Below are 19,875 nucleotides of genomic sequence, written 5' to 3'. Positions count from 1 at the left end.
CCGAGGTGACGGGGCCGCAGGCCCCTCCAAGGGGCGCGGGGCTGTGACATTTGCGGCTCCGCCGCGTGGGCGCGACAAGCCACGACGAACCCGCAGGTTCCATACAGCCGAACCCGGCAGGGCCTCGTCAGAACAGACTCAGCAGTGCCTCCGCCGGGTCCGCGAGAACCGTTCCCGCGTCCGGCAAGGGAAGCTCGAACCACACCGTCTTCCCCCGGGGGGTCCTGCGGGAGCCCCAGGCCGCGCTGAGCAGGCCGACCAGCTGGAGTCCGCGTCCGCCCTCGTCGGTGTCACGGGCGCGGCGGCGGCGCGGCTGGACCAGGCCGGCGTCCCACACCTCGCACACCAGCATGCGGTCGAGAAGGAGCCGGAGCCGGATCTCGCCCTCGCCGTAGCGCAGGGCGTTGGTGACCAGCTCGCTGACCAGCAACTCCGTGGTGTCGATGAGGGGTTCGAGGCCCCAGGCGGTGAGCTGGGTGCGGGTGTACTCACGGGCGCGGCCCACGCTGCGCGGCTCGCGGGGCAGGGTCCAGTCGCCGACGGAATCGGCGGGCAGCCCTTGGACACGTGCCATCAGCAGGGCGATGTCGTCCTCGCCGTGGTGGGTGTCGAGGGTGCTGAGGACGTGGTCGCAGACGTCCTCCAGCTGCGGGGAGGGGTCGCGGAGGGCGCCGACGAACGCCTGCAGGCCCTCGTCGAGGGGGTGGTCGCGGGATTCGACCAGTCCATCCGTGTAGAGCGCCAACAGCGAACCTTCGGGTAGTTCGACCTCCACCTCCTCGAAGGGCTCGCCGCCGACGCCGAGCGGCATGCCCGGCGGCACGTCCAGCATCAACGCGTCCTCGCCCGGTTCGACGAGCACGGGCGGCAGATGGCCGGCGTTGGCGAAGGTGCACCTGCGGGTCACCGAGTCGTAGACCGCGTAGATACAGGTCGCGAGATACACCTCGGCGAGGTCGGCGTCGCGGGGCTGGCGGGCGGCGCGGGTGGCCTGCTGGACGCCACCGGGGGTGCCGAGGCCGCGCGCGATCTCGTCCAACGCCGAGAGGACCTCCGCCGGTTCGAGGTCGAGAAGCGCCAGGGTGCGGACGGCGGTGCGGAGTTCACCCATGGCGACGGCGGCGCGCAGCCCCCGTCCCATCACATCGCCGACCACCAACGCGGTGCGGTTGCCGGGAAGTTCGATGACGTCGAACCAGTCACCGCCGACCTCGGTGGCCGCGTTGCCGGGAAGGTAGCGGCAGGCGATGTCGAGGCCGGAGGCCTCCGGGTCGCCCGGGGGCAACAGGGAGCGCTGGAGGATCAGCGCCCGCTCGTGCTCACGCCGGTAGAGCCGGGCGTTGTCGATGCAGACGGCGGCCCGCGCGGCCAGCTCCCAGGCCAGCGACCGGTCCCGCTCCCCGAACGGCTCGCTGCCCTTCGTGCGGGAGAACTGCGCGAGGCCGACGACGGTGTCGTGGGCGACCATCGGGACGGCCAGCGTGGACTGGATGGCGCCGTTGTCCTCGGCGGGGACGAACTGCGGGCGGGCGGTGCGCAGTGCGTCCGCGCAGGGTGAGTTGAACGGGAAGTGGTGCACCGCGCCGACGCCCACGGGTTCCTGGCCGCCGGCGAACGGTGCGTCGGAGACGGCGCTGGCGAAGGCGACACGGCGGAGTTCGGCGCTGCCGTCGGCGAGCCCGGGCGGGGTCTCGTCGCCGGCCAGCAGTCCCTGGTAGAGATCGACGGTCGCGAGGTCGCAGAAGCCGGGGACGACGACGTCGAGGAGTTCGCGCGCTGTCGTTTCCAGGTCCAGGGAGTTCCCGATGCGGGAGCCGGCCTCGTTCAGAAGGGCGAGATTGCGCCGTGCGGCGGCGGCCTCGCGGGCGGCGGCGCGGCGGGCGGTGATGTCGAGGGCGAGCCAGGCGACACCGATGGGGCGGCCGGTGCCGCTGTGCACGCGGTACAGGTTGACCGACCAGTGCCGGCGCTCGTCGGAGCCGGGCACGACGCCGGTGATGTGCATGTCCGTTATCGAGTCACCGGTCTCCAGGACCCGCCGGAGCGTCGCCGAGACCCGCTCGGCCTCGGGAGAGCGCAGGTAGTCGTACACCCCGCGGCCCCGGTGGTCGTCGACATCGCCGCCGTAGATCGAGGCGAAGCGCTGGTTGGCGCGCCGGACCTTCAGATCGGTGTCGATCAGCAGGAAGCCGAACGGAGATTGGCCGAAAATCGCCTGCGAGGCTGCGAGGTCCGTCTCGATCTGCCTCAGCGTGCGGACATCGACGACGATGCATACGGCGGCCCTCTCGCCCTCCTCCGTCCGCGTCGGCATCACATAGACCTCGGCGAGCCCCTCCCGCCGGCCCCCCTCGCCCGGCTCGGGCTCACGGACGCGGAACGGGACCACGCCGGTCCACTCCCGGCCGTCGAGGATCTCCGCCATCTTCCGCTGGCCGCGCTCGCGCAGATCGGGGTCGATGAAGGCCTCGATGGGATCCATGCCCACGGCCCGGGCGGCGGGGATGCCGAAGATCTTCTCGGCGCGCAGGCTCCACTGGTCGACGAGGCCGTCGGGGCCGATGGAGAAGGACGCCACCTTTATGTAGTCGTAGATCGAGCCGGGGGGGCTGCTCTGCCACATGGGGTCACCTGTCACATCACGCGCGTGGTCCTGCGCGGTGTCACGTGTCGAGTCGTGCACCGGATCGCCCATGGTGTCACGCGTGGTTTCACGTGTCGCATCGCGTATCGCGTCACCGCCGACGGGGCCCATGTCGCCCGCCGCACGGCGTCGCGCACCGGTCGCGGCATCACCCGCGACCCCCGCACTCGCGCCGCCCGACGGGTCCTTGGACTCCGTGGCCTTCGCTGGTATCTCGCTCACGCGAACCGTCCCCTCCAGCTCACCGCGTCCGGCACCGGTCACCGGAGGCGGCTGCCCGCAGTATCCAGCACTACGGCGCCCCACAACACGGTGTTCACGATCACGGGACGATCCCGATGCTTTTCGGACCGGCCCGCGACAACACTCCCAGTCTTCTAACCAGGGGACCACCGGTCGAATCCCTATTGGCGACAACTGCCAGTGGCCTGAACCACACCGTCGACAGTGCGGGGGCGGGCGTACGGCCGCTGTTCACCCCGGCGCGCGGTTCACGGCGGTCAGGACGCCGGGTTCCCCGCCCGGTCGGGCCTCATCCCGGAACCGGCAATTCGAACCACACCGTCTTGCCCGCGTCGGCGGGGCGGGTGCCCCAGCGGCTCGACGAGTGGGCGACCAGCTGGAGTCCTCTGCCACCTTCCTCCTCTGGGCTGGCGGCGCGCTCGCGGGGCGGGTCGGGCAGCGGGTCGGAGACCTCGACCAGGAGCGTGGCCACGCCCCCGGCGGGCCGCACCAGCCGTACACCGATGGGCCCCGTGGCATGCCTCAGCGAGTTGGTCACCAGCTCGCTGACCAGCAGCGCGGCGATGTCACCGACGGCGTCGAGTCCCCAGTCGCGCAGTTGACCGCGGACGACCGCCCGGGCTCCGCGGACGGCGCCGGGCTCTGCGGGAAAGCTCCACTCTGCACAGTCGCCTTCGGTGTCGATCACGCCGATCACTTCCCAGGCAAGCGACCCACCCATGTCCGATTTCGTGGGGTTAATGGGCACATACCCGGTATTCGATGCCGATTACCGCCCCTAGGGGCGCACTGTGGCACGAACGGCGTAGGGGGCGCGCGCACCGGGTGCCCCACAGGTCCCACGAGCCGACGGCCGGCCCCGCGAGTCTCACCCCAGCCGGGCGACCGCTTCCCGTACCGCCGGCACGTCCTGATCCAGCCAGTCCACGTCCCAGATCTCGGCCGGGGTCAGCCAGCGCAGTTCGTCGTGGTCCTGGAGGGGCTTCGGCTCGGCCGAGCCGGCCGGGAGCCGCGCGGTCCACACCCGCAGGACGTACGGCGCCCTCAGGGGCCACTCCCCCGGGATGCGCTCGACGGGTTCCGCGTCGACACCCAGTTCCTCGCAGAGTTCGCGCACGAGGGCGTCCTCCGGCGCCTCACCCGGTTCGACCGGGCCGCGGCTCAGGCCGAACCCATCACCTCTCTCGTCCACCGCCACGAGCAGGACCGCACCGAAGGAGTTCCAGCATGACCACCCGCCGTCCCCGCAACCCTGGCGGCGAACGTGCCTCTTTGCGAGCCGCCGCCGACCGGCTCCTGGAAGGCACCCCCCTGCACTCGGAGTCCGGCCGACTCACCGTCACCGAGCTGCTGCGTGAATCCGGCCTGCGCCGGGACATCGCCTACGGCGACCACAAAGACCTGATCGAGGAGTTCCAGGCGAGGGCACGGACACAGCAACACACACACCGGCCCTCGCCCAGTCCCTGGCCGACGAGAACACGCAGTTGAGGCAGAAGCTGACGGATGCCACGTCCGCGCCGGCCAAGGAGCGCGAGGCCACCGCAGCCCTCCGCCGCCTCGTCGCCGAACTCGACCTGGAGCTGCATGCCGCCCGTGAGGGCAGCGGGCCCGCCCGAGTCACCAGCCTGCCGACGCACCACCGCCAGCCTCCCCGCAAGTGAACACGAGCACCGCGAGCGCCTCGGATCCGGACAACGAGCTGTCCAGCAGGAGGTCCTGGCTCAACACCGTCTCACCTCAATTCGCCGCCGGCCTTGAGGTCGTCGAAGAGCAGCTGGTCGACCGGTGGCACAAACGGGCGGTCCGCGTACGAGAACCAGGCCATCTCCTCGATCTCACTGCTCACCGCCAAGCTCCCCTGATAGTCCGCGGTGTAGCAGCTCATACGCACCACAGCGCCTCCCGGCAGATCGGGCACCTCGGCCTCGTACGTGCCCACGTGCAGCGCACTGTCCGGATCGAGGAGCACGGTCAGCTCCTCCTTGATCTCACGGAGCAGGGTCTCCAGGTCGCTCTCCGCGCCCTCCCGCTTGCCACCGGGGATGTAGAAGACTTCCTTCCCCCGGGGCCTGGCGCAGAGGATCCTGCCGCTCTCCACACGCACCCACGCCACCGTGTCGATCAGGACCGTCATCACTCCGCCTTCGCTATCCGAAACCCGCGTCAGGCAGGACCTTAACGAGACCGGCACGCGTCCGCCGGGCCGGTCTCAGCCCTCCAGGGCCGCGATCGCCTCGGCCAGCCACTGCTTCTCCTCGGCACCCGTCGCGCGGGCGATGCGCAGCATGCCCTGGCGGAAGAGATCCGGCGCCTCCTCGGCCCGCACCGGCTCGCCGTCGCGGTAGAAGAAGCTCGCCGGAGTGTCGAGAAAGGCCTGCCGGCGGCGGAGGACAGCGGCCTGCTCTGCCCGGTCGGGGAGGTACCGCAGGAACGCCAGCAGCGTGAAAAAACGCTGCCCATCGGTGATTTCGGCGTCCTTGGGGTCCCGGAGCCGGGCCTGCAGGTCAACGCGGCCCGCCTCGGTGAGGGAAAGGATCCGCCGGGGTGCCGCACCGCTTCCCGGCTCGGTGCGCTGCTCGACCAGACCCGCCTTCACCAGCCGGGTGATGGCCGGGTAGAGCGCACCGTCACTGACGGGGCGAATGTGGCCGCTGAGGCCCTGGATGCGAGCCTTCAACTCGTATCCGTGCAAGGGCTCCTCGCAGAGGGAACCCAGAATCGACAGCTCCAGCACGCGGCCGAACCCCTTCCTGCGCCTGTCCGGACACTTGCCCGTCCCATGCGGTCATGCTATCTCTTTTCGTTGTACCTCTATTCGAGGTACAACGAAAAGAGGGGGCGCGGTCGTGAGGGCAGCAGAGCACCGGCGCAAGCTGATGTCGTTGGCGTATCCGGTCTACTTCGAACTGCTCGCGGGCGTCACCGCCGGAATCATCAACATGCTCTGGGTGGCGAGGCTCGGCGGAGAGGCTGTCGCCGCGGTGGCCGTCGCCACCAACCTGGAGAACCTGCTGCTCGGCATCATCCTCGTCGCCGGGTCAGGCATGACCGTGCTGGTCGCGCGGGCCAGAGGTGCGGAGGATCCGGCAGCGATGCGATCCGCCGTGCGCGGCGGCTGGGCGCTGTGGGCAATCGTCACGCCCGTCGTCGCCATAGGCGGGTTTCTGTGCCGCGAGCCACTCGCCCGACTCGTGCTCGGGGGCAGCGAAGGCAGCTCGCTCCCCCTCGCCACCGGCTACTTCTCGATCGCATTGCCGGGAATTGCTGTGTTCTTCGCGACCAACGTCATCGACGGCATCCTCAAAGGCACGGGCGACACCCGTACCCCGATGAGACTCGCCATGCTCGCCAACGGACTGATCCTCGCGCTGGATCCCCTGCTCATCCTCGGGTTCGGGCTCGGGGTACGGGGGGCCGCGATCGCCACTGTGCTGGGCCGGACGGTTGCGCTTGCCTGCGGATTCATCGCGCTGCGCCGCAACGCCCTCCTACAGCAGGCAGCCAGGGCGCCCTTGGACCGGACCAGGTCACTCGGTTCCGATGCCCGTAGGACTGCCGCAACAGGGTTGCCCATGTCAGCCGATTTCGTCGTGCGGATGACGGGTGCGCTCGCCCTCGTAGCCATCGTCGCCCGGATCGGTGTCACCGAAGTCGCCGCCTACGGCATCGCGACCAAAGCCATGTACGTCGCGACCATGGCCTTCTACTCGGTACGTCAAGCCGCCGCCATCCGCACCGCCCACCTGCTCGGCACCGGACACGACGAGCGACGGGCCATCGGGCGGCAGGTGCTGCTCCTCGCCGGGGCGCTGGGGCTCGCGGCCACGCTGGCGCTGCTCACTGCCGGGCCGTGGATCATGCGGGCGTTCGGCAGCGAAGGCGCGGTAGCCGAGGCTGGCACGCTCTACCTCCGGTGCCTGGGGCCGTACCTGGTACTGCTCGCCTTTTTCATCGCGCTGGGCGGGGTGTTCGAAGGCAGCGGGGGCAGCCCCGCCCTCGCGCGGATCACCGCATGCGGGGTGATCCTTCAACTGGCGCTTGCTTACGGCCTGTCGGGTTCAGGACTGCCCGGCATCTGCTTGGCCATGGCAGCGTCCATGGCCCTACAGTGTGCGGCCGTTGCCGGGATGTACCGGCGCACGGCACTCCCGACGACCACCGGCCGCGACGGCAGTCGACCGAAAATCTCCGCCGCCACTTCCGACGACTCCACACCCGACAACCGACTTGCCTAATGAACGCCGGGCAGCTCCCAGCGGCCTGCCAGCTCGGGGGGGCGCACTGCGGCGTGCCGCGAGAAGGCGTCCGCCGCGCAGCAGGGCGGCGCCCACGACCACGACCTGCCCCTCGACCGCACGCTCCGACCGGGCCGCCGGTTCCGTCCGTTCCGTCATGAGCCGGAGCCTACGGGAGCCGGATCACCCGGCCCCGGTCACCCGGTCCGCCGGATCACCTGGTTCAGTTCTGCCCGATCCGCTCGACCCAGTAGAGCTGTTTGTGGCCGCGGTCGTCGAGGCTGTCGGCGATCTTCTGGGCCTCCGCACGGGTCGCGTACCGGCCCACACGGTAGCGATTGCCGTTGTCGTCCTGCCGTATGACGAGCCAGGGAAGTGTGATCGTCCCGTCGCTCATGGAGCCCCTCCACTTCCCGCCCCCGGCTTGCGCCGCGCCCCGCCCGCTAAGGAAACCGCAATCCGCATATGCCCGAGCCTACGCCTAACCTTTACGCAGCGAACACGGCTTTTCACAAAGAGGTACGCCAACCGGCCAGGGGTGAGGGGCGCACGACGCCGAACGCGCCGCCGAAAGAGCACGGTGTGTCCGGTCAGCGGCCCACCGCGCCCCACAGGGCGACCTGCGAAAACGGCCAGAATCCAACGGCCCGGCGGATCGCGGCGGTTGGTGGGGCAGCGGTGAAGGGGGAGCATCCGGGAGGCCAACCGCCCCCGGATGTGGGCTACTTCACCGGATCCGGGGGCTGCGGGGCTACTTCACCGGCAGGTGGTACGCCACCTGGTAACGGTCGGCGGGGATCACGACGTCGGCCGTCTCGACCGGGCGCCCCGAGGCGTAGAACGTGCGCTGCACGACGATCACCACATGCCCGGGGACACCGCCCAGGGCCTGCAGTTCCTCGGCGAGGCCGGGGCGGGCGCCGACCTCCTCCGTGACGTTGTCCACGATCACGTCGATGGCCGCCATGCGCTCGACGACACCCATACCGCCGAGCGGGCCCTCCTCGGGCAGCATCACCGGCGTACGGCCCGTGACGGCCAGGGGCTCCCACGAGGTGGACAGCATCATCACCTCGCCGGCGTCCCGGAAGACGTACTTCGTGCACATCACGCGGTCGCCGGGCAGGAGGGAGAGCCGCTCGGCGATGGCGCCGCTCACCGCGGTCTGCGCGCTGCTGGACTCCCAGGTGCCGCGCGCCTCGGCGTCGGACTGCTCCTGGCGGAACGGGGTCGCACCGCCGTCCGGACGGAAGCCGGAGCGGGCGATCCGGCGCGGCACGGGCCGCTCGCGCACATAGGTGCCCGATCCGGAGCGGCCCTCGACGAGGCCCTCGGCCATGAGCACCTTGCGGGCCTCCAGCGCGACCGTGTCCGAAACGCCGTACTCCTCCCTGATCCTGGCCTGGGAGGGGAGGCGGGTGTGCGGTGGCAGTGAACCGTCGACGATCTTGTTCCGCAGATCACCCGCTACACGCAGGTAGGCCGGCTGTTCACCGAATGTCACGGGCCGCTCCCATCAGGTTGTACAGACAGCGACAGCGTGGCAACCATGGGTTGTGACATGCAAGCAAAGGCCAGAGAATCACTCGATGTGATGACTTGCGTCGCCGGAACGCATTACGCGGGCGGACGGCAGCCATCCGGCCGGGCGCGACGCAGGCAGGTTCTCCCCGTTCCGGCAGCCGTCATACCTCGACGACGGTCACACCTCGGCCGTCACACCTCGATGCCGGTGTCCCCTTCGCCGGTGTCCCCTTCGCCGCCGTCCCCACTGCCGCCGTCCTCCGGGTCGTACGAGGGCGGGGTCGTCGCGAGCCCCAGAGCCTTGCGCGGGGTGACCGTACGGTCGGCGTCGAGCAACTCGCTGCCGGTGTCGTAGTGGTCGTAGAAGGTGTCGACGTCCGTGGCCTCGGCCGCCTTCGCCCACTCCTTGCGCGCGCTGCGCAGATCCTTCACGAGGGCGGCGACACTGGACGAGGCGGTAGGGGCGAACCGGTGTTCGGTGAGCAGGCGGGTCTGCTCGTCGAGCGCGGCCGTCACCCGCCGCGCCCACGCCTTGTGCCCGGGCAGGTCGTCGTCCACGTACTCCTCGTCGGGCGCCGTGTCCATCGCCGCGTTGAGCACGTGGGCCGCCTTCAGGTACGCCAGCTGGTCGGCGTCGAGCGTCGTCTCGTCGTTGCGCAGCGAGCCGGTGAGGGTGCCGTTCGGCTCGTAGTTGCCGAAGACGCAGGTCACCTCGCGGTCGCCGAGACGCCAGCTCTGGCCGGTCGGGGTGAGGTAGTAGACGTCGGCCTCGTCGGGCAGGGCCCAGGCGTCCATCGCGTACTGGTCCTCAAGGGCGTAGCACTTGTCGTCGGCGACCTCGGTGACACGGTCGTCGCCCGGGTAGGCACCGGCCGGCATCTTGAAGGTGGCGAACACCTCGCCGTCGTGCGTGCCGGAGCAGGGGACCTTGTCGACGTCGTAGGTGAGGCCCTCCAGGGAGCCGTCCGGCGAGTCGAAGCAGTCGCCCTTGACGAGGGAGAAGGTGCTGTTGTTCTCCTTGGCGGCGTCCTTGAAGCCGTCCCAGGCGCCGGAGAGGCCGTTGGTGCCGAGCACCAGGGCCCACAGCGCGAGCCCTACGGTCGACAGCACGGATCCGGCCACCGCCATGCCCTTCCCGCGCTCCCCCTTCTGCCGGATCTGCACGAGAGCGAAGATCCCGAGGACGAGGCCGAGGGCGGGCAGGAAGCAGAGGATGCCGAGCACGAGGGAGGCGATGGCGACGCCGTTGACGGGCGTCGGGCGGTTGTACGGGGAGTAGCCCTGGGGCCAGGGGGCGTAGGGGCCCTGGGGGTACTGGGCGTAGGGGTGCTGGGCTTGGCCCGGATACGAGGGGTACGGCGCCGGCGGCTGTGGCTGGTCGGGTCCGGGGGGCGGGGGTATGGCCACGAGTGCCGGGCTCCTCGTCGGGTGATGTGAACTGGCGTGCGACTTGGCGCATGGTAAGGGAGTTTCGCCCCCGCCGGACGGGATGGATACACCCGGGCCCGCGCTGGACAGAGGCAGCAAACGGGCAAGTGGGTGGGAAACCCCGTACGCAACTACTCTGCGTATATGACCCCACTGCCGGACTGTTACTGCCCCACGGACGGCACCCGTGTCCCCGGAGGCACCCTCACCTGGTGCTGCCCCCTCTGCCGGGGCCCCCTGGACCTCGACTTCGCACCCACCCCGGCGACCCTCAAGTCCCTCACCGGCAGGGTCAACTCCCTCTGGCGCTACGCGGAGACGCTCCCCCTCCCCACCCCCACCACAACTCTCGGCGAGGGCCGCACCCCTCTCGTGGAACTGCGGGAGGGCATCTCGGCGAAGCTCGACTTCCTGATGCCGACCCTGTCCTTCAAGGACCGGGGTGCGGTGCTCCTGGCCGAACTGGCCCTCCGGCTGAACCCCGGCCGGGTCGTCGCCGACAGCAGCGGCAACGCGGGTACGGCGATCGCCGCGTACTGCGCCCGCGCCCGGCTGCCCTGCACGGTGTACGTCCCCGAGGGCACCTCGGCGAAGAAGCTGGAGCAGATCGAGGCGCACGGGGCCCACGTGAACCTGGTCGACGGGGGCCGGGAGGCCGCTGCGGCGGCGGCCCGCGAGGCGGCGGACGCCCCCGGCACGTTCTACGCCTCCCACGTCTACAACCCGTACTTCCTGCACGGCACGAAGACGTACGTCCACGAGCTGTGGGAGGACATGGGAGGCCGGCTCCCGGACGTCGTCGTCGTGCCGGTCGGCAACGGCACCCTGCTGCTGGGCGCGGCCCTCGCCGTCGCCGAGCTGCACTCGGCGGGGCTCATCGACCGACGCCCGGCGCTGTACGCCGTGCAGGCCGCGGCGGTCGCCCCGCTCGCGCACGCCTGGACGGAGGGCGCCACCGACCTGACCGGCGCCGCCCCGCCCCCGCCGACACCCACCCTCGCCGAGGGCATCGCGATCCCCAACCCGCCCCGGGCCCGCCAGATCCTGCGCGCAGTGCGCGACTCGGGCGGCACGTTCCTCACGGTGACGGAGGATCAGATCCGGCACGCGCAAAGGGACCTGGCGTCCCGGGGGCTGTACGTGGAGTCGACCGGGGTCGCCTGCTGGGCGGCGGTGCGCGAGGCGTCGCTAGGGGCGCGAACGGCGGTGGTGCCGTTGTGCGGGGCGGGACTCAAGACGGGCCTGGCGCCGAACTGACGCCGGCCCGACGTCCGACCCGACCGGCTTCAGGCGTCGTCGAAGCCCGTCGCCCTCGCGCGCTTCTCCCAGCCGACGACATCACCCCGTACCTGTTCGAGATGTTCGAGTACGCCGGTGACCGCGTCGTCGCCGACAGGCAGTCGCAGCGGTGTCTCCTGCGCGTCGAGGGCGGCGAGGATCAGGGCCGCCGCCTTCGCCGGGTCGCCGGACTGGGTGCCGTCGCCCTCGCTGACCATCCGGCGGGTCGGGCCGACGGTGCGGACGTAGACGCCGAGATCGCGGCTGACGCCCGCCCGGCCGCTGTCGAACAACTCGGTCCTGAAGGCACCCGGTTCGACGATCAGTACCTTGATCCCGAACTGCCGGACCTCCGCCGCGAGCGCCTCGGACATGCCCTCCAGGGCGAACTTCGTCGCGCTGTACGCCCCGAAGCCAGGCGCGGAGAGCTGCCCGCCGACGCTGCTCATCTGCACGATCGCGCCCGTGCCCCGCTGCCGCATGTGCGGCAGCACGGCCCGTACGAGCGCGGCGGGCCCGAACACATGCAGGTCGAACAGGTCTCGCAGTTCGGCGTCGGTGGTCTCCTCGACGGCACCGACGTGTGTACGTCCCGCGTTGTTGACGAGCACGTCGATCCGCCCGTGCCACGCGACGACGTCCTCCACGGCGGTCCTGATCGCGGCCAGGTCGGTGACGTCCAGGCGCAGCGCCTGGACCTGTTTGGGGTGGGCGGCGACAAAGCCGTCCAGCGCGCCCGTCCTTCGTGCGGCACCGACGACCACGTCTCCCGCGGCGACCGCCGCCTCGGCGACGGCCCGCCCGAAACCACTGCTCGCACCTGTGATGAACCAGACCCTGCTCATGAGGTCAGCCCTCCCGTAGACCGCTGTCCGCTCACTGCGCCAACCCGCTCAGATGCTCGGGCAGCAGCCTAGACGGAGAGGGGCATCCACAGGGGGCGCACGCCTCCACACGGCCGAAACGGGCCCCGTCCGGCTTCAGTCCTCGCCCCTGACGACGTTCCCCTCGGCCCCTCGCCAGGTCTCCCCGGCGTCAGCGTCGAACGTGGCGCGCACGCAGGTACGTACGCCGCGTCCGCGCAGTCGGCGGGCCCTCGCCCAGCCGGTCTCGGCCCTGCGGACAGTGGTCCGCGTCTTCCTGACTTCCGCACTCACGGCGCTTCGACTTCCTTCCGTGTCCGGCCCGTTGGGGACCGCGTCGGTCCTGTGGCACCGGTTTGCCCGGTCACGTCCCCGGGTCCCCGTCCCGGGCGGTGGGAAACATGCCCACCGCCCGGCCCTCGGGCGTCAGTGCCGCGTCGGGTGCGCCGACCCGTCGCGGCCGACCGTCAGCGGTGCCGGGCGGTACGGGATGTACGCCGCCCCGTCCAGACCGAGCGCGGTGGCGGACCGCTGCAGCGCGGCCGGGGTGGCCACGTCGTCCCAGCGGCCGGTGTCGACGCGGTGTTCGAGGGCGTGCAGGGCGGCCACGGTCTCGGCGGTGGTGAACGCGCAGTGGCCCTGTCGCTCGACGTAGGCCTGCCGCAGCAGCGCACCGTCGCCCGAGGCGCGCACCCGGGCGGCGAAGCGGGTCTCCTGCTCCACCGGAACCAGGTTGTCGGCGGTGGTGTGGATGTCGAGCAGGGGCACCTCAAGCCCCTGACCGGCGGAGGACGTCCGCTGTGCGGTGCGGACGGCGGCGGGGTCGGCGGTGACCGTGGCGCCCTTGGTCAGCGTGCGCAGGTCGGCGCGCAGGTCGAGGCCGGCTGCCCGGTAGAGGGCGCGCACCTGGGGCGCGTGGGCGGAACCGTCGAGCAGGCGGGCGTAGTCGACGCCCCGGTTCCAGGAGTTGTTGCCGCCGACGGACTGCTCGATGGCGTACCGGCCGAACTCGACGAACGACAGGATGCCCTGCGCGAACCACGTGTACTGCTGCTCCTGCTGGCCCTCCCAGTCGGTCGGAGCGGGCCGGTCCTTCCCGGGTGCCCAGGCCGGCAGGTTGAGGAAGGCGGCGGCCAGCGCGACCCGGGCGCGGCCCTGCGGGGTGGCCTGGGCGGCGGTGACCGCCTTGGTGAGCAGGTCGGCGGTGGCGGCGGCCTCGGCCGGGGTGCCGAACCGTACGAGTTTCACGTCCTGTTCGGGCAGCAGCAGACGGGCGATCGTGTACTCGGCGTCCAGCTGGTAGTTGTCCAGGTCCGTGGCGCCCGCGACCAGACCGCAGGTGCCGAGCGCGCCGTCGATGATCCCGCCGCCGTCCCGGGCCAGTTGGGCGTTGACGAGCCCGCCCATCGACGTGCCCATGGCCAGCGTGCGCGACGGCTCGCCGATCTTCGCGGTGACGGCGTCGATGGTGGCGAACTGGTCCCGTGCGGCGCTGTTCAGGGCCCACATCGAGCCGTTGGGATCGTACGACGACCCGGCCAGCGCATAGCCCTGGGCGAGCAGCTCGACGCGTACGGCCTCGGTGGGGGCGTTCATGGCGACGGTGGGGCCGAAGCCGTGGCTGAACACCACGAGGGTGCCGTTCCAGTCGTCGGGGACGTCGGCGATCCAGGTGGCGCCGTCGGCGAGGGTGCCGGTGAGGTGGCCGGTGACGGCCGCATCCGGCTGGGCGGCCGACGAGGGGAGGGTGGTGAGCGCCACCGAGGTCAGCGTGGCCAGGACGGCCAGGGCGATACGCGAACCGGTGCGGCGGGGGCGGGGACGGGTGTCGGCGGGCATGGGGCGGCTCCTTGCGTGGGGGGTGGCCTACGGAGCGGGACCGTGCATGTGCTCAGTGCACTGAACGAAGACGTTGAGGAATGTAGGGCTCATTTATTGCGGCCGTCAAGATAATGCACAACAATCCGCGAGTCCCGAGTGCGGGCCGCGGTCATTCGGCCCTGATGTTGTCCACGAACACGACGCCGGTGGTCGCCGCGCCGCTCCCCCGGCCGAGGTACAGGTTGAACGCCGACACCTTGGCGAGATGAGCCGCGTCGAGCACGGCTCCGGCGTGTTCGGTGTCCCAGGGGGCGGGCGCGAACTCGCTGAAGGGTGCCGTGATGTCCTGCCCCTCCGTGTCGGCCAACAGGAACTGGCGCTCGAAGTAGACGCCGTCGGCGACGATCTGGAGCACCCCGCCGTTCTCGGAACCGTCGCCCCGCAGCCACAGCGCCAGGGACGTGAAGGCGGACCAGTCCGCGTCGACCGACCTGCCGATGCCGGTGTACTCGGCGCCGGTGAAGTCGTAGGCGTACGCCAGCCCGTAGGAGCCCGAGGCCTTGTGGTCGGCCGACAGGGTGGTGGTGTTGGAGTTGACGTGGCTGTACGCCTCGCTCAGGGTGACGTCGTCTCCGCCGTACCCCTCGAAGTCGTCGATCCACCCGGCGGGCAGGGGTTCGACCTCGCCGAGGAGGACCAGGGCCGAGTCGGTGAGCGTCTCGGCACCCACCCTCGCGTTCACCGTGAGGGTGATCGAGCCGGTGGCCGTCCAGGCCGGGTCGATCGGCAGGTCGCCCGAGTGGAAGCCGTCGGCGTCGAGGCGCAGCGGTCTGGCACGGCCGCCGTTCACGGAGCAGGTGACCCTGCTCGCCTTCGCGGATGTGATCCGCACCCGGACGGTGGTCCTGTCCGTCGTCACGCGCTGCCGATCCGTGGGAGTCACGAGGTGCATGAACGGGGTGTTCCCGACAGCGGTGGTGCGGGCGGAGAACACTCCCCGGAGATCGGCGGCGAAAAGGGTGTACGGGTCCCGGTGGTACTCGACGAAGTCCGGCAGCAGGGCATGGCCCGGGTACGGCACATAGGCGCGGGTGGTGCCTCCGAAGTTGGCCCAGGTGAGCATGTGGGTCACCTGACGGGCCAGCGGGTCCGCCCGGACGGCCTGCAGGAGTTGGGTGAACCACTTCGGGTTGCGGCTCTCGGGGCCGCTCTCCCCGAACTCGGTGAGGGCCGGCGCCTTGCCCCGCTCGTTCGCCGTCCGGACCACCATCGCCAGGTCCTTCACGAGGCCGTCCAGCCAGGCGGTCGAGCCTGCGGAGTCGTCGTAGGAGTCGTAGCCGAGGACGTCGACGAACCCGTCGCCCGGGTAGGTCTTGAGGTAGCCGGTGGGGTCGCCTCCGAATCCCGAGTTGGGCGAGTAGGCGTAGAGCAGGTTGTGGACGCCCCTGGTGTCGCGCAGGTACTCGACGGTGTAGCGGAACACCTCGATGTACTCGGCGGAGGTGGTGTGGCCGGCGCCCCACCAGAACCAGCCGCCGTTGTTCTCGTGGAAGGGGCGGAAGATCACCGGGATCGGGGTGCCGTCCGGCCGCCGCGCGCCCCTGACCGCCTTCGCGACGCGGTCGAGGAAGGCGTTGAAGTCCGCGTGCTTCGCGCCGCCGGGGAGGATCTGGCCGACCACTCGGCCCGTGGTGTCCCAGAAGTTCCCGCCGGTGACGAAGTTCGGCATGTGGGCGCTGAGGATGTTGATCCCGCCGCGTGCGTCCCCCTGCCGGATGCACCGGCTGAGCGCGGCGATGTTCTCGGCCTCGGTCGCGTCCCCGGACCCGGGCCGCTCGTCGCCGTCGAGGATGAGGGTGTCCCAGCCGAACACCGCGGGGTGGTCGCCCACCGCCGCCCTGGTGTCGGACGCCCTGCCGTCGGGAGTGGCGAAGGTGAAGCCGTAGGTGAGGTCGTGCTGGTGGCCGAACATGATCCCCTTGCCCTGCTGCCGCTTCAGGTACGCGAACAGCGCGCGGGTGGCGGGAGTCGCCCTGTCGTCGACGATCCGGACCGGGATCGGCGCACCGGTGGACACCGCGGAGGATGTGGCCGCGGCTGCCATCGGCGCCCGGGCGCCCGCTGCGATGGCGACCGTGGCGCCGATGAGGATGAACGCACGACGGTTCAGGGGCGGGTTGGGCATGTACGTCTCCTTTGACGTGGCTGATTCTCGTGACGGGAGGTGGCTCGCCCTCGGCGCTGCCGGGTGCCTTCGGGCATGGCGGTGCGCGGCGCGTCGGCCGTGCCCACGGTCCGTGTCACCGGGGGTGGGGAGGTGGTCGCCGCTGCCGTATGCCGGGGTGAGGGGCCGCTCGGGTCGCTGCCGGAGGGAGGCCCGCTCAGCCGGCCGTTTCCGTGCGGGCCCGGCTCACTTCGTGGCGCCCCGCGCGAACCCGTTGTAGATGTAGCGCTGGAGGAAGAGGAAGACGACGAGCGTGGGCACGATGACGAGGATCGCCCCCGCCGAGATGGCCTCCCAGTGGGCGCCGAAGGGGCCCTTGAAGCGGAACAGGGCCGTGGAGATGGTGCCCATGCCCTCGGAGGGCATGTAGAGGAAGGGAATGTAGAAGTCGTTGTAGACGGTGATGCCCTTGATGATGACGACGGTGGCGATCGCCGGTTTGAGCAGCGGGAAGATGATCCGCCAGTAGATGGTGAGCGCGTTCGCGCCGTCGAGCCGGGCGGCCTCGTCGAGGGAGACGGGGATCGAGCGGATGAACTGCAGGAAGATGTAGATGGACACGATGTCGGTGCCCATGTAGAGCAGGATCGGCGCCCAGCGCGTGTCGAAGAGACCGAAGCTGTTGACCACCTGGAAGGTGGCCACCTGCGTGGTCACGCCCGGTACCAGGGTGGCGACCAGGAACAGCCCCATGACCAGTTTCCGGCCGCAGAAGGTGAACCGGTCTATCGCGTACGCGGTCATCGAGCCGATGATCACCGTGCCGGTGATGGAGAACAGCAGGATGAAGGCGGTGTTCCCGAACGCCGACAGCATGTGGCCGTCGTTGAAGGCGGTGGCGTAGTTGGACCAGTTCAGCCAGTCGCCGGGGAGCCGGAAAGCACCTCCCCCTTCCGTCATCTCCTTCGATGTCTTCAGCGAGGTGAGGAACACGACGGACAGGGGGACCAGGACCACCAGCGAGGCGAGTACCAGGGACAGATAGATGAGGGCCGAGGCGATGCCCCGGGGGCGACGGCCGTCCACGTCGGTGCTCATACGAGGTCTGCCTTCCCGTCGGGCACGAGGCGGCGCTGGATCCAGGTGACCAGCAGAACGATCAGGAGCAGGACGACGGCCGCGGCGGAGGCCAGGCCGGTCTTGTTGAACTGGAACGCGAGCTTCACCGTCTGGATGACGAAGGTCGTGGTGCCCGTGGCGCCGCCGGTCATGATGTAGGGGATCTCGAACACCGACAGGGACCCGGACACGGCGAGGATCACGCTCAGGCTGATCACGGGCCGGATGCTCGGCACGATCAGGTACCGGAACTGGTGCCACCGTGTGGCGCCGTCGAGTTGGGCCGCCTCGTACAGCTCGCCCGGGATGGACTGGATCGCGCCCAGGAACAGCACGAAGTTCAGGCCGGTGAAGCGCCAGACGGACACGCCCGCCAGGGAGACGTTCGCGGACGTCGGATCGCCCAGCCAGGCGTGGTCGCTGCCCGTACCGAACCAGGACAGCACCGAGTCGAGGGTGCCGCCGTCCTGGAAGAAGTACAGGAAGACGAAGCCGATGGCGACGCCGTTGATGAGGTACGGGAAGAACAGGATTCCCTTGAAGAGGTTGCGCAGCCGCAGGTTGAAGCTCAGGACGGTCGCGAAGTACAGGGCGACGACGATCTGCACGACGGACGCGGCCAGGTAGTAGAAGCTGACGAAGAACACCCGGAACAGCTCGGGCCGGGTGAACAGCTCGCTGTAGTTCCCGGCGCCGACGAGGTGGATCTCCGGGCTGACGCCGTCCCAGTCGGTGAAGCTGTAATAGACCATGTTCGCCACGGGCACGTAGGTGAACGTGATCAGCAGAACCAGCGGGGCCAGCAGGAACAGCCAGGGAGTGACTCTGCTCAGCGGGCCGCGGCCGGGGGGACGGGAACGCCTCGTCGCCGCCCGGCGTACCGTGCGGGCGGCAGGGCTCTCCTTGCCCACGCCTGCGGTGGGCGTGTGTGTGGTGTGGGTCATGTCGGCCTTTCGGTCGTCCGCGGATGCGGTCGGCGGGCTGGGCCCGGCCCGGGGATCGCGGTCCCCGGGCCCGTGTGCCGCTCTCCGTCAGGAGCCCGCGGCCTTCTTCTCCGCCTCGCTCCACCTCTTGTCGAGGTCGGCGAAGTAGTCCTTCAGGCTGCCGCTCTGGACGCCGCGGGCCATGTCGACCAGCTTCTGCCGGTAGTCGGGCTTGCCCAGGCCGATCTCGGCGGCGTTGTCGATGGCGTTGACCTGGGCGCTCTTGGCCTCTGACCGTTCGAGGAGGGTGACACCGTTGTCCTCGAAGGGCTTCAGGGTGGCGGGCAGGGCGCCCGACCTGGCCGTCGGGATCGAGCCCTCGTTCTGCGCGAAGCCGGACTTCTCGGTGAACCAGTCGATCCATGCCCGCGCGGCGGCCTTGTGCTCGGAGTGGATGCTCACCGCCTGCTGGTAGTCGGACGAGAGGATCGCGCAGAACTTGCCGTCCTTCTGCGCGGGGAACGGCATGAACCCGATGTCGTCGGGGTTCTTCCCGGCCGTCTCGGCCGCGGCCTGCATCTGGCTGATGGCCCAGGAGCCGAGCTGCATGGTGGCGATCTCACCGCGGGCTATCAGCCCCTTGGAGTTCTCCCAGTTGGTGGTGGTGGGGTCCTTCTCGGAGAGCTTTTCGTGAACGGTGTCGTAGAGCAGGGTGTCGATGACGTTCAGGTCGGCGCCCTCGGCCCAGGGAGCGTCGGAGGTCGCCAGCTTGTCGTTGGCCTGCGCGTCGCAGGTGACCGAGCCGATGCCCGCGGTGCCGGCGGTCAGCGGCCACTGGTCCTTGAAGTTCGTGTAGTACGGCACCGCACCGGTCTTGGCCTTGACGGCCTTGAGGCCGACCAGGAACTCCTGCGGGCTGGTGGGCCAGGAGGTGACACCGGCCTTCTTCCACACGGCCTTGTTGTAGACGAACCCGTTGGCATTGCCCACGGTGGCGAGGCCGTACGCCTTGCCCGCGACGTCCGTGTTGCCGGTGAAGCGGTACTTCTCACTCAGCTCGGCGGTGCTGCCGAGCGAGGCGAAGAACGAGGGGTAGTCCTTCCTGGCGATGGCGTTCGGGATCATCAGCACGTCACCGTAGTTCTCGGTGTTCATGCGGATCTTGACCTCACCCTCGTAGTCGGTGATGGCCTCGAACTTCACCGTCACCTTCGGGTAGATCTTGTTGAATTCGGCTGCGTACTTTTTCATCGTGCCGTTCTGCACCAGGTCCGTACGGTGCGTCAGGACGGTGATGGTGCCGTCCACACTGCCCGGGTCCGTCGCGGCGGCAGCGGACTGGCCCTTCGGCGCCGCCGCCCCCGTGCACGACGTCGCGGTGAGCGCGGTGACGGCGACCAGTGCGGCGACGGCGAACGTCTTCCTCCCCATGTGCCCCAACTCCCTACAGATTGCGGCTCGGCCCGCCTTTGGGCTGTCGGCACTATGGCACCGAGAAATTGAACCGGTAAAGCTACCCTTCCTATCGCGATATCCAATCGTTATGCGAAGACCTCAGGAATGGCGTTTTGCACTGGATAAAAGCAAGGAAAAACAAATAAATAGGACACGGCAAGTGAAGCTATACCGG

Annotated in this window: 18 protein-coding genes and 2 pseudogenes; 4 read left to right on the top strand and 16 right to left on the bottom strand. The window is 70.0% G+C overall.

All coding sequences use genetic code 11. The annotated features are described in order from the left end of the window. Positions 1-127: 127 nt before the first annotated feature. The 3 genes and pseudogenes from OHN74_RS28680 to OHN74_RS28670 form a co-directional block, all read right to left on the bottom strand. A complete protein-coding gene (locus OHN74_RS28680; protein WP_327697471.1) occupies positions 128-2,866 on the bottom strand; it encodes a SpoIIE family protein phosphatase in 2,739 nt (912 codons plus the stop codon). A gap of 310 nt (positions 2,867-3,176) precedes the next feature. Continuing rightward, positions 3,177-3,608 carry an ATP-binding protein gene (locus tag OHN74_RS28675; protein ID WP_327697470.1) on the bottom strand — a complete coding sequence of 144 codons (432 nt, stop codon included), beginning with the start codon at positions 3,606-3,608 and terminating at the stop codon, positions 3,177-3,179. Positions 3,609-3,755: 147 nt separating this feature from the next. After that, a pseudogene (locus OHN74_RS28670) lies at positions 3,756-4,133 on the bottom strand (NUDIX domain-containing protein); the annotation flags it as partial. Between OHN74_RS28670 and OHN74_RS28665 the strand changes: the two are divergent. Beyond that, positions 4,115-4,378 (top strand): hypothetical protein, encoded by a 264-nt coding sequence (locus OHN74_RS28665; protein WP_327697469.1) that lies wholly within the window; start codon positions 4,115-4,117, stop codon positions 4,376-4,378. The pseudogene OHN74_RS28670 and the gene OHN74_RS28665 sit on opposite strands and share 19 nt — an antisense overlap. Further along, positions 4,375-4,551 carry a hypothetical protein gene (locus OHN74_RS28660; RefSeq protein WP_327697468.1) on the top strand — a complete coding sequence of 59 codons (177 nt, stop codon included), beginning with the start codon at positions 4,375-4,377 and terminating at the stop codon, positions 4,549-4,551. Before OHN74_RS28665 ends, OHN74_RS28660 begins: the two co-directional genes overlap by 4 nt. Positions 4,552-4,622: 71 nt before the next feature. Here the strand turns inward: OHN74_RS28660 and OHN74_RS28655 are convergent, their stop codons facing one another. Both OHN74_RS28655 and OHN74_RS28650 read right to left on the bottom strand, forming a co-directional pair. After that, positions 4,623-5,024 (bottom strand): NUDIX hydrolase, encoded by a 402-nt coding sequence (locus tag OHN74_RS28655; protein WP_327697467.1) that lies wholly within the window; start codon positions 5,022-5,024, stop codon positions 4,623-4,625. 75 nt (positions 5,025-5,099) lie between these two features. Next, positions 5,100-5,624: a PadR family transcriptional regulator gene (locus tag OHN74_RS28650; protein WP_327697466.1), complete on the bottom strand. Its 525-nt coding sequence runs from the start codon at positions 5,622-5,624 to the stop codon at positions 5,100-5,102. Positions 5,625-5,736: 112 nt separating this feature from the next. Between OHN74_RS28650 and OHN74_RS28645 the strand changes: the two genes are divergently transcribed. After that, a complete protein-coding gene (locus tag OHN74_RS28645; protein ID WP_327697465.1) occupies positions 5,737-7,125 on the top strand; it encodes an MATE family efflux transporter in 1,389 nt (462 codons plus the stop codon). 5 nt (positions 7,126-7,130) lie between these two features. On the opposite strand, the pseudogene OHN74_RS28640 reads toward OHN74_RS28645, so the two are convergent. From OHN74_RS28640 to OHN74_RS28625, 4 genes and pseudogenes are all read right to left on the bottom strand, one after another. Next, a pseudogene (locus tag OHN74_RS28640) lies at positions 7,131-7,284 on the bottom strand (DNA mismatch repair protein MutT); the annotation flags it as partial. Positions 7,285-7,348: 64 nt separating this feature from the next. Next, the gene (locus OHN74_RS28635; protein ID WP_327697464.1) at positions 7,349-7,522 is read right to left on the bottom strand and encodes an SPOR domain-containing protein; all 174 of its coding nucleotides are present in this window, start codon (positions 7,520-7,522) and stop codon (positions 7,349-7,351) included. A gap of 354 nt (positions 7,523-7,876) precedes the next feature. After that, positions 7,877-8,629: a GntR family transcriptional regulator gene (locus OHN74_RS28630; protein ID WP_327697463.1), complete on the bottom strand. Its 753-nt coding sequence runs from the start codon at positions 8,627-8,629 to the stop codon at positions 7,877-7,879. A gap of 212 nt (positions 8,630-8,841) precedes the next feature. After that, complete coding sequence (locus OHN74_RS28625) at positions 8,842-10,056, bottom strand: DUF4190 domain-containing protein (RefSeq protein WP_327697462.1); 1,215 nt, start codon at positions 10,054-10,056, stop codon at positions 8,842-8,844. Positions 10,057-10,221: 165 nt separating this feature from the next. Here OHN74_RS28625 and OHN74_RS28620 point away from each other — a divergent pair, with 165 nt between their 5' ends. After that, entirely contained in the window at positions 10,222-11,334 is a 1,113-nt protein-coding gene (locus tag OHN74_RS28620; protein ID WP_327697461.1) for a pyridoxal-phosphate dependent enzyme, read from the top strand. 29 nt (positions 11,335-11,363) lie between these two features. On the opposite strand, the gene OHN74_RS28615 is transcribed toward OHN74_RS28620, so the two are convergent. From OHN74_RS28615 to OHN74_RS28585, 7 genes are all read right to left on the bottom strand, one after another. Further along, positions 11,364-12,200, bottom strand: a complete 837-nt coding sequence (locus tag OHN74_RS28615) for an oxidoreductase (RefSeq protein WP_327697460.1) — start codon at positions 12,198-12,200, stop codon at positions 11,364-11,366. Between the two features lie 135 nt (positions 12,201-12,335). Beyond that, a complete protein-coding gene (locus tag OHN74_RS28610; protein ID WP_327697459.1) occupies positions 12,336-12,512 on the bottom strand; it encodes a hypothetical protein in 177 nt (58 codons plus the stop codon). A 132-nt stretch (positions 12,513-12,644) separates the two neighbouring features. Further along, positions 12,645-14,057: a DUF6351 family protein gene (locus OHN74_RS28605; protein ID WP_327697458.1), complete on the bottom strand. Its 1,413-nt coding sequence runs from the start codon at positions 14,055-14,057 to the stop codon at positions 12,645-12,647. 151 nt (positions 14,058-14,208) lie between these two features. After that, complete coding sequence (locus OHN74_RS28600; protein ID WP_327697457.1) at positions 14,209-16,224, bottom strand: glycosyl hydrolase; 2,016 nt, start codon at positions 16,222-16,224, stop codon at positions 14,209-14,211. A 225-nt stretch (positions 16,225-16,449) separates the two neighbouring features. Then, positions 16,450-17,301, bottom strand: a complete 852-nt coding sequence (locus tag OHN74_RS28595; RefSeq protein ID WP_327697456.1) for a carbohydrate ABC transporter permease — start codon at positions 17,299-17,301, stop codon at positions 16,450-16,452. Continuing rightward, entirely contained in the window at positions 17,298-18,266 is a 969-nt protein-coding gene (locus tag OHN74_RS28590) for a carbohydrate ABC transporter permease (RefSeq protein ID WP_327697455.1), read from the bottom strand. Before OHN74_RS28590 ends, OHN74_RS28595 begins: the two co-directional genes overlap by 4 nt. Before the next feature lie 87 nt (positions 18,267-18,353). Next, the gene (locus tag OHN74_RS28585) at positions 18,354-19,676 is read right to left on the bottom strand and encodes an ABC transporter substrate-binding protein (RefSeq protein ID WP_327697454.1); all 1,323 of its coding nucleotides are present in this window, start codon (positions 19,674-19,676) and stop codon (positions 18,354-18,356) included. Positions 19,677-19,875: the final 199 nt, after the last annotated feature.

It is taken from the genome of Streptomyces sp. NBC_00459 (genome assembly GCF_036013955.1).
GTDB lineage: Bacteria > Actinomycetota > Actinomycetes > Streptomycetales > Streptomycetaceae > Streptomyces.
This window is presented reverse-complemented; position numbering and strand designations above follow the sequence as displayed.